Here is a 17,315-nt window from a genome sequence, read left to right as displayed (position 1 = left end):
TGAAGGAAGGCTCCTCCCTATTTTGGTTTTGGGGCGCTGCGAAATCGCCGATTGGAGGGCGCTGGACGCCCATAGCCGGAGGCAGCTGGAGGAAGTGCTGTAGGAGCGCGGTTTTGCTTCAGAGGAAAGACGATTATTCACTAGGAGAGTGACGAAGATGGCCTTATTGCAAGTGAGCTACTTTTCGAAATGCATGCGAAGAGAAGTGACGTTCACCGCGTTGTTGCCGATAGATGATTTGGAAGAGTCGGCGGGGGCCATCAAGCCGCTGAAGGCATTGTACCTTCTTCACGGTTATACCGGCAGCCATACGGATTGGATCAACTCCTCGCCAATCCGAGAATTATCGGATCAGTATAACGTTGCCGTCTTTATGCCCTCGGGAGCGGATCGCTTCTACCTGGACGACGAGGGGAAAGGCGAGATGTGGGGGGAATACACCGGGAACGAGCTTGTGGAGTTTACCCGCCGGATGTTTCCGCTCTCCCGCGACCGCGAGGACACTTGGATCGGCGGCTTATCCATGGGCGGTTACGGAGCGATTCGGAACGGATTGAAATGTGCGGAGCGATTCGGCCGAATAATCGCATTGTCATCGGCGCTCATTCCGTACACGATTGCGAACATCAAGCCGGGTTATCATAACGGGATCGAAGGCTATGACTACTACAGGAGTGTCTTCGGCGATCTTGACCGATTGCTCGGCAGCGATAAAGATCCGGAGGCGTTGATCCTTCGGCTGAAGGAGACGAATTCGGCGATTCCGCAGATCTATATGTCCTGTGGCACCGAGGACTTCTTGTTGGACGTGAACCGCCGTTTCCACCATTATATGAAACAAGAGCAGGTCGAGCATACGTATTATGAAGGACCGGGAGGCCATACCTGGGAATTCTGGATCGAGACGGTCCGCGATGCGTTGGAGCGGGCTTCAGGTGATCGTGTGTTGGAAGGATAGGAAGAACTGAATAGCTTAAGTTAGATATTATTTAAATAAGTTACGTGCAAGGGTATTATAAGCTTATTGTGCAAAGGTCGGACCCGCGGAATCGGCAGCCGCGGGTCCGATTCATGTCGCAAGCCGTATGGCGCATGTTCTCGAAACACCTATAGTATGACAGGTTGCGGCCGCCGGTCAAGGTCGATACATTTGGATTGAGCTTGTCTTTGTTGGATTAAATCCACACGGAATGGAAGGTGAAGGCGAAATGAATGAGGCTGCAAGGCGTCAACGACTCTGGTATAAACAGTCGGCCAAGGACTGGAACGAAGCGCTGCCGATCGGCAACGGACGTCTAGGTGCCATGGTGTTCGGAGCCGTGAATAACGAACGATTCCAATTGAACGAGGATTCGTTGTGGTATGGGGGACCGAGGGACCGCAACAATCGGGATGCCCTTCCGAATCTCCCCAAGATCAGGGAGCTGATTCTAACAGGAAAGCCTCAGGAAGCCCAGGAGCTGGCATGCATGGCCATGTCGGGAATTCCCGAATCGCAACGGCATTATGCGCCTTTGGGCGATCTGCAGCTCTGTTTTGCATCGTCCGATTCTTCTCCCGTGGACTACAGAAGGGAGCTGGATTTGCAAAGCGGGATGGTAAGAATCTCCTATATGCAAGAAGGGGTTCGCTACACCCGCGAAGCGTTCGCCAGTTACCCGGATCAAGTCATCGTCATTCGGCTGACGGCGGATCAACCAGGGCGGTTGACCTTCCGGGCAAGATGGGACCGCCAGCGGTATAGGTATCTGGACGGAATCGAATCGTGGGGGTCAGATGGGTTCATGATGTCAGGGAACGGCGGCGGGGAAGGCGGAGTCGCATTCCGTGCCGTAATGAAGGCCGTTGCGAGAGGGGGAAGCTGCCGCACGATCGGGGAATATTTGCTGGTCGATCAGGCTGACGAGGTTACCCTCTTCATAGCGGCAAGCACGACTTTCCGTTCGCCGGACCCGGAGCAAGCGAGCAAGACCGTAATCGAATCCGCAACGAGGAAATCGTTCGCGGAGCTGCTCGAGCGGCATGTGTCGGATTACCGTTCCTTCTTCGACCGCGTGGAGCTGGAGATCGAGAATCCGAACGGTAACAAGGATGGGCTTGCCACGGACGAGAGACTAGCGGGAATCGGACAAGGTCAGGAAGATCCGGGGCTTGTGTCCTTATACTTTCAATTCGGACGTTATCTTCTCATCTCCTCCAGTCGTCCGGGGTCGCTGCCGGCGAATCTTCAGGGAATCTGGAATCCCCATTTTCTGCCGCCGTGGGACAGCAAGTTCACGATTAATATCAATACCCAGATGAATTACTGGCTGGCAGAAAATTGCAATTTGGCGGAGTGTCACCTTCCCCTGTTTGATATGATCGAAAGAATGCGAGAACCGGGAACTGTGACGGCGGCGGTCATGTACGGGTGCCGCGGGTTTACCGCGCATCACAACACGGATCTATGGGCAGACACGGCTCCGCAGGATACGGTTCCGCCCGCGACCTTCTGGCCGATGGGCGCGGCCTGGCTCTGTCTTCATCTCTGGGAACATTACGAATTCGGCAGAGACGAGACTTTCTTGACAGAGGTCTATCCGACTTTAGAGGAAGCGGCACGATTTTTATTGGACTATATGATCGAAGGGGAAGACGGACAACTGGTTACTTGTCCCTCGGTATCTCCTGAGAATACTTACGTGCTGCCGGGCGGCGAGTCCGGAGTTCTGTGCGCAGGCGCCTCGATGGATTTCCAAATCATCCGAGCCCTGTTCGACGCCTGCATAGAAAGCGCCCGAATCCTTAAGATCGACGAGCGGTTCAGCGGGGAGCTGGTAACCGCCTTGAACAGGCTCCCGCAGCCAGCCATCGGCAGGCACGGTCAGATCCAGGAGTGGATGGAGGATTACGAGGAAGCGGAGCCCGGGCACCGGCACATCTCCCACTTGTTCGGGCTGTATCCCGGGGAGCAGTTTACGCCGGAGAAGACGCCGGGTTTGGCTGCCGCCGCGAGGGTTACCCTCGAGAGACGATTGGCACACGGGGGCGGGCATACCGGCTGGAGCCGAGCATGGATTATCAACTTCTGGGCGCGCCTTCGGGATGCGGACAAGGCTCATGAGAACGTACGAGCGCTGCTCGCCCAATCCACACTGCCCAACTTGCTCGATAACCATCCGCCGTTTCAGATCGACGGGAACTTCGGCGGGACGGCCGGGATCGCCGAGATGTTGCTGCAAAGTCATTCGGGCGTGCTCCATCTGCTTCCTGCATGGCCGGCGGCATGGGGCAATGGCCGCGTTCGCGGCCTTCGGGCCCGAGGCGGCTATACGGTGGACATGGTTTGGGCGCAAGGACGGCTCCTGCAGGCCGTGATCACCGCCGCACGTACCGGAATGTGCCGCATTCGGGTAATCGGTGCGGACGTCGTTGAATTCCACGCGGAGGCGGGACAAAGCTATACGTTCTCAGGCGAAGCGATCGGATAAGTCAACGACCGGCTTTCGTTTGCGATCATCATGAACCTATAATTTAACAGGTGATTAAGCCAATCATTAGAGGGTTGTTGTTGCAAGGGGCGAGCAGTACACGTTTGATTAATAATGGATAGGAGGCAGATCATAGTGACGAAACAGGACCATTCGGATGACATTCCGAAGCTGCATGAAGCCTTCAAGCAGCGCTTCCGGATCGGCGCGGCAGTAAACCCGATTACGTTGGATACGCAGTCGGAGCTGCTAAAGCATCACTTCAACAACATAACGGCCGAGAATGAAATGAAGTTCGAAAGCTTGCAGCCTGTCGAGGGCAAGTATACGTTCGCGGTCGCGGACCGATTGGTCGATTTTGCGGCTACGAATGGAATGGGGGTTAGAGGCCATACCCTCGTGTGGCATAATCAGACTCCTAAGTGGATGTTCGAGAACCGGGACGGCAGCGCGGTTGACCGCGAGACGCTGCTCGCGCGAATGCAAGCCCATATTGAGACAGTCGTATCGCGGTACAAGGGGATTATCTACGCGTGGGATGTAGTGAATGAAGCGGTCTCCGACAATAGCGGGGAGCTGCTTCGTCCGTCCAAGTGGCTCGATATCGCCGGCGAGGACTTTATTGCCAGCGCATTCGAATTTGCCCATGCGGCTGATCCGAAGGCGCTGCTCTTCTATAACGATTATAACGAGTCGGTGCCCGAGAAGAGAGAGAAAATCTATACCCTGGTCCGATCGCTGAAGGAGAAGGGCGCGCCCATTCATGGCGTCGGGCTTCAGGCTCACTGGAACCTGGAGCATCCGACCATCGACGAGATTCGCCAAGCCATCGAACGGTATGCGAGCCTCGGCATGAAGCTGCACATCACGGAGTTGGATGTATCTGTTTTCCAGTTTGAGGATCGTCGAACCGATCTAACGGAACCGACGGATGAGATGCTTGCAAGACAGGCGGAGCGATATCAGCAGTTTTTCCAGCTCTTCAAGGAATATAGCGAACATATTCATTCCGTGACCTTCTGGGGAGCGGCCGACGATTATACCTGGTTGGATCATTTTCCGGTGCGCGGTCGCAAAAACTGGCCGTTTCTGTTCGACGAGAAGCATCGCCCGAAACAATCGTTCTGGGATGTCATCGACACGGCGCGTTCATGAAAGGAGAGGTCGAGATGAACACAACGACAATCACAAACCCAATAATATGGGCTGATGTCCCTGATCCGAGCGTCATCCGGGTGGGGAGCACTTACTACATGGTCAGTACGAGCATGCATTCGATGCCGGGATGTCCCATCATGAAATCGGAGAACTTGATGAACTGGGAGATCGTGAACTACCTATACGATACGTTCGAGGATAACGATGCTCACAACTTGTTGGACGGGAAGGGCATTTACGGCAAAGGCTCTTGGGCGACAAGCTTGCGTTATCATGACGGGATATTCTATGTATGCTTCTCGAGCAACGACATGCAGCAGTTTTACGTATACCAGACGGCAGATATCGAGAACGGACGGTGGGAACGTTCCGTCATTAAAGGGCTTCATCACGATCCGGCCTTGCTGTTCGACAACGGACGCGTCTTCGTTTTTCATGGCAACGGTGCTATCCGCATTACCGAGATGACCGAAGACGTGACCGCGCGCAAATCGGGAGGTCTTGACCAGCTACTTTTCGAGACGGAGCGCGACGGCATAGGGCTGCGATGCGAAGGCTGTCACGCCTATAAGGTTAACGGCTACTATTACTTGTTCTTCATCGATTGGCCGCGCGTCGGCAACAGGCGTCGAAGAGTGAACGTCTATCGTTCGCGAGAGCTTCTCGGACCTTACGAGAATAAAATCGTTCTCGACGACGACATGGGCTATTTCAATAATGGTGTCGCGCAAGGCGGCATCGTCGATACGCCGTCGGGCGAATGGTACGCGGTGCTTTTCAAGGATCACGGTTCCGTCGGCCGAATTCCTTGCGTCGTTCCCGTTGTCTGGGAACAGGATTGGCCAATGCTCGGCATTGAAGGCAAAGCGCCGCAAACGTTCAAGCTGCCGTTGCCGATTTCGGTGCCTAAGCCGCTAGTCATCAGCGACGAGTTCGATTACGTAGTGAACAAGCTGGTATTGAACTGGCAGTGGAACCATAACCCTGACAACCGGCTTTGGTCCGTAACGGTACGTCCGGGCTTCCTACGCCTCACGACGGGACAAATCGCCCGCAGCGTCGAATATGCCCGCAATACGATAACGCAGCGAACGGAAGGTCCGAAATGCATCGGAGCGACAGTGATGGATTTGTCCGGCATGAAGCCGGGCGACCATGCCGGGCTGGTCGCCTTGCAGAGCAACTTCGGAACCGTCGGCATTCAGGTCGCGGACAACGGTGACAGCTACGTGACGATGTGCATTAAACAAGACGGAGGCGAAGAAGCGGTCGATCGCATTCGATACGAGGCCAGCTGGATTCACCTCAGAATCGACTTCAATTTCGTGGACAACATCGATATTGCCCATTTCTATTATTCCGAGAACGGGGAAACATGGAATCCAATCGGTCGGCCGCTGCAGATGCGGTACACATTGGATCATTTTATGGGCTATCGAATCGGGTTGTTCAATTATGCATCCAAGCAAAGTGGCGGGTTTGTTGATTTCGATTATTTCCGCTATGCTAAGCTGGAGAGTTTGTCTATATAATACGATGCAAAGGACCCAATTGTGCCCAATGACTTAGCGCAATCCGGTTATTAGCGGCTTCCATTCTGACCCGACGTCTGCAGACTTGGCGACGATTATTACCTGGTGACCAGTTCCTTCGAGTATTTCCCGGGAGTTCCGCTCTTTCACAGCTAAGATCTCGTGAACTGGAAGCAGATCGGACATTGCTTTTTGGTGAGCATTTTAGGATGATAGCTAACTCAGCCGCCTCCAGGGTATGCCGAAGCGAAGATCTTGTCGTCCAGCCGATTCACAGCAGCATTGACAACGCGAATCAGGTGATTTTGGGGAAGCGGTTTCTTTTTGTGATTTCAAGTGCACTTTTTCTTACTAAATCGATAAAAAAAGAAGGGTATACATCCCCGCAAAAAACAGAATCGATATAAAAGAAAGAAGCTGCTCAAAAGTTTTGACTTTTGGGACAGCCTCTTATTTTGCTGCTGAATATAATAATGCCGGATTACATTCCCCTCGTCAGTAAGTAAAACCCGAAGCTCTGTACTATTCCTAAGGATACCCCCGATATAGCGGAAAAACTACTGCTAAATCATTTCCTATCTCTCATTCTGGTTCAACTAGTGGCAATAGTGCTACTAACAAACTCCATTTTCATCGAATCAGAGTTTCGACGACGAAATAGTGGTAAGAAAGCAAGTAAATCAAGAATTATCGGTTGAACTCATGAAATTAGCAGCACTTTTACCTCAAATTCTCTTATACACCGTCAAGAGTAGTAAACAGGATTCTTGATAAACGTGTTTTCATGTAGTGAACCTAGACACTCTTGGGACAGCCCCCCCGATCGTTACTTATAAAACAACGCTTTTTGAGGTCGGTGAGCCGGCTATTCCAACGTGAACGAGGCCAGACTTGCGTTACCGATGCCCGTATACTTGAAATATAAGGCTTGAACGCCGTCCGGAACGGCGATGTCGGCCGCATACGTCGTCCATACGTTCGTGAAGTCGACCGGAATCAATCCGAGCGAAGGACCGTTCCATGCCGTCTTAACCTCGAAGCTGCCTCGGGCATAACCGCGAGTCTTGATCTTGACGCGTTTCACGCCTTCGCATTGAAAATACTTGAACCCCGCCGTTGCGGAATCCCGCATATTCGCGATGTAACCGACCTCTTCGTCCCCGTCCTTGCCGTCTTGCGTAATTTTCGGGAATCGGCCGTCCATCCACGCGCCGTGCGTGCCCGTATAGTACTCATCCGTATTCGTGAACAGGTGGCAGGCCAGATATGCCGGATACTCGCCTCGGCCGACGAGCGGGCCGCCGTTCGGACCGCTTGTCGTGATCTCCGCTTGCGGAATGGTGCCGTCCTCCTGGATCGTGATCGGTTCGATGCAGCCCTGGCGGCTGAAGCTCGTGCCGTTCGTATGACGGTGATAGAAGATGTACCATTGCCCGTTCGCTTCCACCATGCCCCCGTGATTGTTGCCGCCGTAGTACATGGGCTTGTTCGCCGGCTTGTACGTATCGATATGCAAGTCGTTGTTGCTGACGATGATGCCGCGGTACGCGAAGCCGCTCGTCGGATACTTGCTGGTCGCGTAGCACAGCTCGTGCATGACGACCGAGGAATAGACGAAATAATACGTATCGCCTAGCTTACGGATGGATGGTGCTTCGAAAAACGCATGTCCTTCGAAGCCGGATCCCATGCTGTACGGCTCGCTGGGCACGATGAACACTGGTTCTTCAACAATTGTAAGCATATCCGGCCCGATTACCGTGGCCATAGCGCCATTGCGCGACTTGTCGCCGATCGCACAGAACCCGGTATACAGGTAAGTGAGGTCATCTTCCGTCAGGACGCCAGGATCGAATTGCGGCTGGTCGCCCTCTCGGTCGCCCAAGCGCGTTCCATCGGCGTACCGTACATATCCGTAGAACTCGTACTTGCCGGCCGGTGTATCGCAGACCGCGACCGAGACGACAGACACCTTATCCAGGACATAGTACAAATAATAACGCCCGTCTGGACCGAGAGTGACGTCAGGCGCGTAGAGACACATGCGTCCGTCCGGATTAAGCGGATCGTCCGTCTTCTCGTAGATGACGCCTTCATACCGCCAGTCCGCGAGATCATCGGCGGGTGCCGACCAACAAACATAATCGTTCAGACAGAAGGCATGCCCGTTATAACTGTCATGCGAGCCGTATACATAGACTCTGTCCTGGAAGACATGGGGTTCTCCGTCAGGAATATACTCCCATGACGGCAAGTAAGGATTTACGCCTTGTTTCTTTATAATGTTTTCCACTCCTCGGCACCCGGATTCTCTTTTACCCCTTCACTCCGCCAACGACCATACCTTTGACAAAATACTTCTGCAGAAATGGATAGACCATTATGATCGGCACGCTTGCAACGATCGTCATTGTAGCGCGAATCGATGTCGGCGTAACCATTTGTACATTTCCTTGTGCATTAGCATATTGGTCAGCGGCCGAGGCGCCCGTATTGGAGGTGGACAGGATCTTCATCAATTCATATTGCAGCGTGCTAAGATTATGCCTTGAAGAATTATACAGGAATACGTCAAACCAGGAGTTCCACTGATAGACCGCTACGAACAGAGAGACTGTAGCAAGAGCCGGTACGGTCAGTGGGAGTACAATACGGACAAATGTGGTCAGATCCCCTGCGCCGTCCATTTTGGCTGATTCCATGATTCCCTCCGGCAAGCCTTCTATGAAGGATCGAATGACAATCATATTGAACACGCCGATGATGCCCGGAATAATGTATACCCAGAAGCTGTTCAGCATACCGAGCTCTTTAATGAGCAGATAGCTAGGAATCAAGCCGCCGCTGAAGTACATCGTAAAAATGAAGGTAATGGATACAAATTTCTTCAATTTATATTCGGGACGGCTGATCGCAAAGGCCAGCATCGCTGTACAAAATACGGAAACGATTGTCCCAACGATCGTCCGTGCTGCGGAAATGAAGGTCGCAAAGAACACGTTGGATTCATTGAACACATACTCATAATTTCGAATGGTCCATTCACGCGGCCAAAAATAGATGTCGCCTCGAATGGAGTCGTTCGCATCGTTAAACGACAAGGCAAACATATTGATGAAGGGATACAAGGTGATAATGATCAAAACAATCATGAAGCTGTAATTGCATACATCAAAAATTTTATCACCGATCGAAGAAGAATATCGAGCTGAGTTGGTTTTTAACATCGTATCGCCGCCTTTCTATCTAGTACAATCTGCTTTCGCCAAGCCGTTTGGCGAGGTTGTTGGCAACGATAAGGAAGATGAAGCTGACCACGGTTTTGAACATACCGGCTGCCGTCGCCAATCCGTAGTTATTCATTTGTATCCCGTATTTCAACACGAATATATCAAGATTTTCCGAATATTCTACATTCATGCCATTGCCAAGCAAGTACTGCGGCTCGAATCCGGACTCCAGGATATGGCCCAGGTTCATGATGAGCAAGATGACAATGACGGGCTTCATGCCTGGAAGCGTAATATGCCACATTCGTTGTAAGCGTGACGCGCCGTCGATCTGGGCTGCTTCGTACTGAGTAGGATCAATGGTCGTAATGGCAGCCAAGTAGATAATCGTATTCCAACCGACATTCTTCCATATTTCCGTCACGCCGAGAATTCCCCAGAAATATTCCCCGACTCCGAGCCACAATATGGGCTTATCGATCATATTGAACTGGAGGAGCAATACGTTGAAAATCCCTTCCGGGGCAAGCGCCGTTTGAACGATATTAGCGGCAACGACCCACGAAATGAAATGCGGCAAATAACTGATCGTCTGCACCGTCCGCTTGAAGTAGATTCTGCGGAGCTCATTCAGGAGAAGCGCTAATACAATAGCTGTTACGAATCCCAGTACAAGATTAATAGAGCTCATCACAAGCGTATTGCGCAAGACCAGGTAAAACTGTTGTTCCTGAAACAAAAACTTGAAGTTATCCAATCCCGTCCAAGCCTGGTCGAAAATATCTCTACCCAGCCTGTATTTTTGAAAGGCAATCGTCCAGCCCCAGAGCGGAACATATTTAAATACGATCACCCACGCAAGAAAAGGCAACGACATCAGCATCAACATTTTCTGCTTGGACAATGCTTTGAAAAAGGCTCTTAGGCGCGAATCGTCAGAAGTCGATCCTGTCAGCTGCACGGTATATTTCTCCACCCGATCCGTCTCCCTTCCGGCACAATCTTATCTGTCTCTATCATAATTAGATGGGAAAAGTGAAAGGCTTCACTTTTCCCAGTTTGTTTGCATTACTATTCAGAAACTGCCATTTACCATTTTCCTGCGATCCGATCCTTCACCTTGGCGGTCATGAATGCCTCAAAGCCGGCAGCGTCCAGTTTGCCGAACTCTTTGAGATAGTCACTCCAGACGGATTCGAACTGTCCTGCAGAAGCGAGTACCAGTTTAGGATAATACTTCTGCTGAAGATCTCCGGCTTTCTGATTGAAGATATCTTCAGGAGAACCTTGCGGCTTCTCGATACTCCAGGCCGGATACCATGGTCTTTCCACAGGCTTCGAGAAGAAACCGGAGAATGTATCTATACCATAAGCTTCAAGCAGTGCCCGATCGCCATCCGTATAATTGACGTCTGCTACTTCAGGCTGGCTGAATGGCACATGCGCATTGCCGTCCTCGTACACCGAGTTGTTGCCATACCGCGGCCACTCATAATCGAAATAAGCCCAGCCATACTTACGTTTGAAGTCGTTATCGTTGCGATTAGCCAATTGCTCTTCGCTCATGACGAAACGGCCTTCTTCGTTCACAGAGTAGGTGACGCCTTCTTCACCCCATTGGACAAGCTTCTGGTTCTCGTCCGTCAGCAGATTATCCCAATATTGAATAATGCGAACCGGATCCTTGGCGCTTACGCTGATGCCGAGGCCGCGGTTGTTGACGAAGGAAGGCGGATCCATGTAGGCATCTGTAATGCTCTCGTCAAATACGATTGGAAGCGATACATAACGCAGATCATCATTGCCGGCTGTCTTCAGGTTGTTGATCGCATTTCCGATTTGCCAGATGTAGCCGCTGAATCCGAGCACGCGGCCGGAAGTCAGCTTAGCCATGAATTGGTCTCCGTTAGCTGTGAAGCTCTCCGGATCGACCAAGCCTTTCACGTACATTTCATTCAGCGATTGCAGCCATTGCTTCTCGTAATCGGTTCCCATATAAAGCTTAGCTTCGTGCGTCTCCAGGTCAACCATGACGTTGCCGTCGTTCGGATATCCGGCCAGATGCATAGGGGCATTCGTGATCGTGTAGAATTGACCAGGTTCGCCTGCGAATGTAGCGTAGCCGATCGTATCTTTGCCGTCTACGGTAGGATACTTGGCCTGATATTTCTCGATCAGATCAAAATATTGATCAAGTGTCTTGACTTTCGGATAGCCGAATTCTTTCAGTACTCTGCGTTGAATCCAGATGTTGCTTCCCGCATCCGGTTCCGTCAAGTAGCCGCCGATATTGGCTGTAAAAGGAAGGATGTAGATGTTCCCGTCTTCATGCGTAATCTTGTCCATATAAGGGCCATAAACACGCTTGATGTTAGGACCGTGCTTCTCAATCAGATCATTAAGCGGGATATACGCTTCTGCATCCAAGAGCTTGGCAAGCTCGCCCACCGGAGAGATGACATCGGGATATTCGCCGCCGGCAATCATGACGCCAGCCTTGGTGCTCGGGTCTCCGACAACAAACTCCATCTTCCAGTCGACGCCCGTTTGCTCCTGCAGTATCTTACCGATCGTGGTCTCGCTTGCCAGTACGTCGTTATTCGTTCCGAATGCGAAGGAACTGAAGGTGACCGGGTCTTTACTGACCTCCCCGGTATTTGCGTCGGTCGCGGTGCTGGTGTTCGTGTTGTTCTTGTTGTTTGTTTCCCCTCCTTCGCCATTATTCGACGAGCAGCCGGCAAGGAGGAGTGCTACAGCCGTTAGCACGGCCAGGCTGGTATGCAGCCACTTTTTCTTGCGCATATCAAATCCCCTTTCTTTTTCGCAATGTTGTAAGCACTTTCAGTGTAGAAGAAAAAGAAAATAATTGTTATATAGCAAACCTTAGATTGGTCTTTGAATAGTTAAGAACTTGTTTGATGGATTTCATTCTCTTTGTGTAATCGGAAGACGCAGCGTGATCCGCGTTCCTTTATTTGGATCGCTGGCAATGGCGAAGTTGAACGATTCTCCGTAATATATTTTTAGACGAGTAATGACATTTTTCATGCCTATGGAATCGCCCATGGCAGCATCCTCGTGAAAGTAGCGGTGAAGCTCATCGATTTTCTCTTGATCGATGCCGACCCCATTGTCCGATATGATGAAGATAATCTGTTCCTTCTCTTGCGCAATCTGAATCGTTATATATCCAATGCCGGGTATATTCTCGATACCATGAATACTTGCATTTTCCACGAATGGCAAAAATGCCATCTTAGGAATTTCAATATCCATAACGGATTGATCGACCTCGATATGATACTCCAGCTTGCTGTCGAAACGATATTTTTGAATTTCTAGGAAGCATTCGATCAACTCCAGTTCCTCGCGAATCGTAACGAAGCTTCGCTTCCAAAGAATCGATTTCCGAAAGATTTTCGCCATGTTCTGGATCGTCTTGGCCGTCTGTGATTCGCCATTCATTAGACTTCGCATCCGAATTGTTTCAAGTGCATTAAATAAAAAATGAGGGTTGATCTGACTATGGAGCGCGTGTAGTTGGGCTTGCCTTTGCCGCAGCTCCAGTTCTTTCTTCTGGATCTCAGAAACATAAACATCATTGATCAAGTTTTCAATCCGCGTGCTCATCCGATTGTATTCCACGGCGAGTTCGCCTATTTCATCCCGTTCCCGATGGTAGGGAATCCGTTCGAAATGTTTGCCTTTTACGGATTTCATGCGCTTCAGAATAGCTTGAATGCGGGTATGGATCGAGCGTGAGAACAGTAAAATGACGATGGTAGGTACAAGGAAGTTAACCCCTGCGAACCAGAGGATGAACCGGCCGGATTGCCGGACATCGTACAAGATCTTCTCTTCGTCCAGGACGCCGTATACCTTCCAGTTCCCCAGATAACGATTTTCCTGATATTGCTTGCTGATGACGATTGCCTTATTCGGCTTAGGGATTTCATCGAGTCCCAATGTCCGGTCAGCCGTGATCAGCCCGCTCGGCTCGCCGCTTGCCAGACGGCCGTAACGCGCCTGATCGGACGGATCCAGCAAATAAATATCGCCTTCAAAGCCGGATAAATCGAAAATTTGCTTGATGTAATTTTCATTCAAGTCGATTTTTACCACATTCTCGTAAGACTCGTATCGGCGATCGGACAGCTTTTGAATGACGCTGATGCCGTCGGAGGTCACATACAGATGCGGATACGAATTATTGTAATGTTTGCTCTGGCGATACCAGTCGGTGTCCCGGATGTCATCCTCAAGCTTGATGATATGGCTGGAGGTCAGAATCATCGGATTGTCGCTCATGATCTTAACGGAGCGGATGGTCTTGTACTCCTTGTCCGCGCGATTGAACAGACTCGAGACGCCGCTTAGCGATTCGACATAGCGATCGTAGGAGTCATGGTCGCTATTCAGAAGATTGCTCAGCTGATTGTCGATCGAATATAAATAAGAAATGCCTGCCGCATCGTCAATAAGGGCCCGTAATTCGGATTGCAATAAGGCAAGCGCTTGCTCCGCATCTGCCGTCTTCTGGTTCTTGATGTTAATGGTCGTTACATGATAGAACATCACGTTCGTCAGCACGATCGGGATGAACACGCATATGACATAGATGAGGATCAGCTTGCTTCGGAGCTTCAGATGGTGCAATCGAATGTTGAGCACGAAGGGCCTCCTTATTTGTGGTCGATCATCTTATTGCGATAATCGGTCGGTGTCATTTTCTCCAGTTTCTCGAACTGGGTGGCAAAGTAATCCGCGTTTTGAAAGCCGACCTGCTCTGCGATTTCGTACATGCGTTTTTTCGTTTGCCGCAGCAGCCGCTTCGCCTCCTCGATGCGAAGCGACAGCACATATTCGTTAAAATACACACCGTAATTTTTGCGGAACAGCTGTCCAAGATAAATCGGGTTCATATGGAATTCGGAAGCAATGCCCTTCAGGTAAATGTTTTCTCTGAAGTGGCCGTCGATATATTTTTTCACTTTTTCAATATTGCCTTCGCCTTTTTCCCCTCGTTTCTTCGCGATATATTCAGCAGCTTCCTCTATAAAATTCATGAAAACATCCCTTAGCTGGTTCAGATTACGGTACTTCGACTGCCAATGCAGCAGTTCTTCCAACCATGCTAGCTCCTCTTCATTACCTTCCAGTTGTCGGATAATGTTGATCGTGGCAATCATGCTTCGCCTTACGGTATTCGCAACTGCACCGGGAGCGAAATACCGCTCCTGAAAAGCAATGAAAATCGCATCAATAGCGTTTCTATACCCTTCCTTTCGATTGGCTTCAACCTCATAGATCAGCTTACTGTGTAGTTCTTCATCTACATCAAAATAATATAAGGGCAGTTCTAACAGCCCCGTTGCCATAAATATGCCGTTAAAGCCTGCGGCAAAACGATATTTCAAGCATTCGTCGGCGCTGGTGCGGGAGTGAACGATCTGTTTCAAGTGATCGACCTTATGGCCTATAAACAAAGCGATTTCCGATGAAAGATTGTTCTCCAAGCTATGAAGCAGCCTCATGTAGCCCATCCGCGCAGAATCGATTTGCTCGTCTTGCCACAACGAGGGAACGATAAAACCATATTGATTGTACGCGCGTACATGAATGAGAAGAGGTTGTCCCTCGAGATGGAAAAATCGCTGGAGCAACGTTTGCAATGGCTGCATATAGTCAATCTCCCTATGAGGGAGCTTATCCTGTATTTCTGCAATGACATAGGTATAGGAGGAGGTGAGAGGAAGCTCAAGCGTGTGTGCAATTTGCGTCATCACTTGCTCGTCGGGTTCGGCCTGGACCAAGCTTTCGATAATGATCTCGACAAGCGGCTTTTCTCTTGTCATCGATAAAAGTTGTTTCTGATTCAGTGTAATTGCTATTCTCTTTAGGGTAGCTACAAGCTCCTGTTCATCAACCGGCTTCAGAATATAATCGGACACATTGTAACGGAAGGCTTGCTGTGCATACGAGAAATCAGGGTACCCGCTTAGAATAATAAATAACGGTTGATGCTCTCCCTCCACATTCACCTGTCGGATTAGCTCCAGACCGTCAAGCACGGGCATTCGTATATCTACAATGACTAGATCTGGGGTTAGTTGTTTGATAAGGTTCAACGCCTGCATCCCGTTTTCCGCTTCGCCGCAGATATTATATTGCAGCGATGACCAATCGATTAGACTGATCAAACCTTTGCGTACAAAAATCTCATCATCGACAATCAGTACCTTATGCATGATCCTTCCTCCTCCGAGATGTCAACTTAGGTCGTCGTTTAATTGATTGTACAGCAAAAGCTCAGGACAATCTGCCCGATACCGTAACGCATGTAAGTAATGTCGGTCGGGTTTGCCTCCAGCAACTGAACCTCTTTCTCCGTGAAACTTTCCCTAATAATCCCATGATCCGCATCCCCGCTTCATCCTCTGTGAATTGATTAAAACACAAAAAAACGCAAGATGTGCACTTTTTTCAAAGTGTCCATCTTGCGGGCACAGTTAATGTATCTTTTCTGTGGACTCATAATTCTTTAGAATTTCTGTTGACAAAAACGTTATCCTAATGTTAGGATAAATTCATCCTAATTGCAGGATAACTAAAACTAGGATATACAAGATTTAATAAAAGCAAAGGAGGGCTACAAATGGAAATTAAAATCATTAAGCCACAGGATCAAGCAAAAGGAGAATTTGATGGCGGCAAAATAACAGAACAAAAGCCGATTGGGTTTTCTGGTGAGGGTTCTCTCATTAATCGCCTCGGTCCTTTATTTTACTGGGCATGGGGACAATCCAAAGGCGAAGGTGGTATTGGCTTTCACCCTCATCAGGGATTCGAGATCTTAAGCTATTTCCTTAAGGGTAAAGGTCGTCACCAAGATACGATTGGTACAGATAGCGTAGTTGGTGCTGGCGGTGTTCAAGTCATGCAAGCTGGCTCAGGTATACACCATGCCGAATCTCTTCTTGAGCCAACAGAAGGCTTTCAAATTTGGTTCGAGCCGAACCTGAATGAAGCCATAAAGCATCCACCAACTTACAGAAAATACGTGCATCAAGACTTTCCAATCGTTTCCGAGAATGGTGTTACGGTTAAGACGATACTTGGCGAACATTCACCAATCCATATCGTTACAGATGCCAAAATGGTTGATGTTCAAATTGCAAATGGTGCAACCTATAAGTATCTTCTCTCACCTAATCGGACACTCGCCGGTTTAGCTATAAGAGGTGACGGCGTGATTGAAGAACAGGAGGTTTCATTTGAGAACAAAGATTTTGTTATTTTTCAATCAGAGAAAGATGAAACCATTACCATTCAATCTAAAGGTGAAGAACTTCGGATGCTGCTAATAGTGATTCCAACTCAAGTTGATTATCCGCTGTATCGAAAGCCAAAATAACATTCTTAGATCATTCATCCCTTGGAAGGAGGTTGATTTTTATGTACCAAGGAGATCAACAAAGCCAGCTTGATTTAAGGCTATTTCGTATTTGGATGAAGGCTTCCAAAGTTCTTTCCGATAATGTTCGCAAGGATATTGACCGTCATGAAATTAATCCTGAGCATTTTATGATTCTTGAACTTCTATATAGCAAGGGACCGCATCCCGTACAAAAAATCAGCGAAACGCTTTCCATTCCGAGTGGAAGTATCACTTATGTTGTGGATAAATTGGAAAAAAAGGGTTTTGTAGAAAGGCAACCAAGTCCAACAGACCGCCGTGCTTCTAATGTTGTTTTGACAGATAAAGGAAATTCACTATTCGATGAAATTTTCCCACAACATGTTGAAACGATATCCAACAATTTATCTTTTGTAAGTAACGAAGAAAAAGAACAACTCATTGAGTTGCTAAAGAAAATTGGTATAGGTGCAAAAAAATTACAATAAATTTTTCAAAAATCATGGGA

At 49.4% G+C, this 17,315-nt stretch carries 12 protein-coding genes and 1 pseudogene; 7 read left to right on the top strand and 6 right to left on the bottom strand.

Annotated elements, in window-relative coordinates; genetic code table 11:
• Positions 1–157 precede the first annotated feature (157 nt).
• The 5 genes and pseudogenes from ACESLK_RS03855 to ACESLK_RS03835 all read left to right on the top strand — a co-directional run.
• Positions 158–958, top strand: a complete 801-nt coding sequence (locus tag ACESLK_RS03855) for an alpha/beta hydrolase (RefSeq protein ID WP_372662492.1) — start codon at positions 158–160, stop codon at positions 956–958.
• 232 nt (positions 959–1,190) lie between these two features.
• Positions 1,191–3,470, top strand: a complete 2,280-nt coding sequence (locus ACESLK_RS03850) for a glycoside hydrolase family 95 protein (RefSeq protein ID WP_372662489.1) — start codon at positions 1,191–1,193, stop codon at positions 3,468–3,470.
• 114 nt (positions 3,471–3,584) lie between these two features.
• The gene (locus ACESLK_RS03845) at positions 3,585–4,625 is read left to right on the top strand and encodes an endo-1,4-beta-xylanase (RefSeq protein WP_372662486.1); all 1,041 of its coding nucleotides are present in this window, start codon (positions 3,585–3,587) and stop codon (positions 4,623–4,625) included.
• Between the two features lie 14 nt (positions 4,626–4,639).
• Positions 4,640–6,160, top strand: coding sequence for a glycoside hydrolase family 43 protein (locus ACESLK_RS03840; protein WP_372662483.1), 1,521 nt, complete (start codon positions 4,640–4,642; stop codon positions 6,158–6,160).
• A 49-nt stretch (positions 6,161–6,209) separates the two neighbouring features.
• Positions 6,210–6,313 (top strand): annotated as a pseudogene (locus ACESLK_RS03835) (family 43 glycosylhydrolase); the annotation flags it as partial.
• Positions 6,314–7,025: 712 nt separating this feature from the next.
• Here the strand turns inward: ACESLK_RS03835 and ACESLK_RS03830 are convergent.
• The 6 genes from ACESLK_RS03830 to ACESLK_RS03805 all read right to left on the bottom strand — a co-directional run bounded on the left by ACESLK_RS03830 (position 7,026) and on the right by ACESLK_RS03805 (position 15,638).
• Complete coding sequence (locus ACESLK_RS03830) at positions 7,026–8,441, bottom strand: family 43 glycosylhydrolase (protein ID WP_372662740.1); 1,416 nt, start codon at positions 8,439–8,441, stop codon at positions 7,026–7,028.
• A 34-nt stretch (positions 8,442–8,475) separates the two neighbouring features.
• Positions 8,476–9,387, bottom strand: a complete 912-nt coding sequence (locus ACESLK_RS03825) for a carbohydrate ABC transporter permease (RefSeq protein WP_372662480.1) — start codon at positions 9,385–9,387, stop codon at positions 8,476–8,478.
• Between the two features lie 19 nt (positions 9,388–9,406).
• Positions 9,407–10,366: an ABC transporter permease gene (locus ACESLK_RS03820; protein ID WP_372662477.1), complete on the bottom strand. Its 960-nt coding sequence runs from the start codon at positions 10,364–10,366 to the stop codon at positions 9,407–9,409.
• Between the two features lie 113 nt (positions 10,367–10,479).
• On the bottom strand, positions 10,480–12,192 hold the full coding sequence (locus tag ACESLK_RS03815; RefSeq protein WP_372662475.1) for an ABC transporter substrate-binding protein: 1,713 nt from the start codon (positions 12,190–12,192) through the stop codon (positions 10,480–10,482).
• Positions 12,193–12,315: 123 nt separating this feature from the next.
• Positions 12,316–14,061 (bottom strand): sensor histidine kinase, encoded by a 1,746-nt coding sequence (locus ACESLK_RS03810; RefSeq protein ID WP_372662472.1) that lies wholly within the window; start codon positions 14,059–14,061, stop codon positions 12,316–12,318.
• Positions 14,062–14,072: 11 nt separating this feature from the next.
• Entirely contained in the window at positions 14,073–15,638 is a 1,566-nt protein-coding gene (locus ACESLK_RS03805; RefSeq protein ID WP_372662469.1) for a response regulator transcription factor, read from the bottom strand.
• Between the two features lie 407 nt (positions 15,639–16,045).
• Between ACESLK_RS03805 and ACESLK_RS03800 the strand changes: the two genes are divergently transcribed.
• Positions 16,046–16,804: a pirin family protein gene (locus ACESLK_RS03800; RefSeq protein WP_372662466.1), complete on the top strand. Its 759-nt coding sequence runs from the start codon at positions 16,046–16,048 to the stop codon at positions 16,802–16,804.
• 41 nt (positions 16,805–16,845) lie between these two features.
• Positions 16,846–17,295, top strand: a complete 450-nt coding sequence (locus ACESLK_RS03795; RefSeq protein ID WP_372662463.1) for a MarR family winged helix-turn-helix transcriptional regulator — start codon at positions 16,846–16,848, stop codon at positions 17,293–17,295.
• Positions 17,296–17,315: the final 20 nt, after the last annotated feature.

The sequence above is a fragment of the Cohnella sp. genome (assembly GCF_041640265.1).
Classification (GTDB): Bacteria; Bacillota; Bacilli; order Paenibacillales; family Paenibacillaceae; genus Cohnella.
The sequence above is the reverse complement of the archived record's forward strand: the minus strand, read 5'-3'. Positions and strand labels throughout refer to the sequence as shown.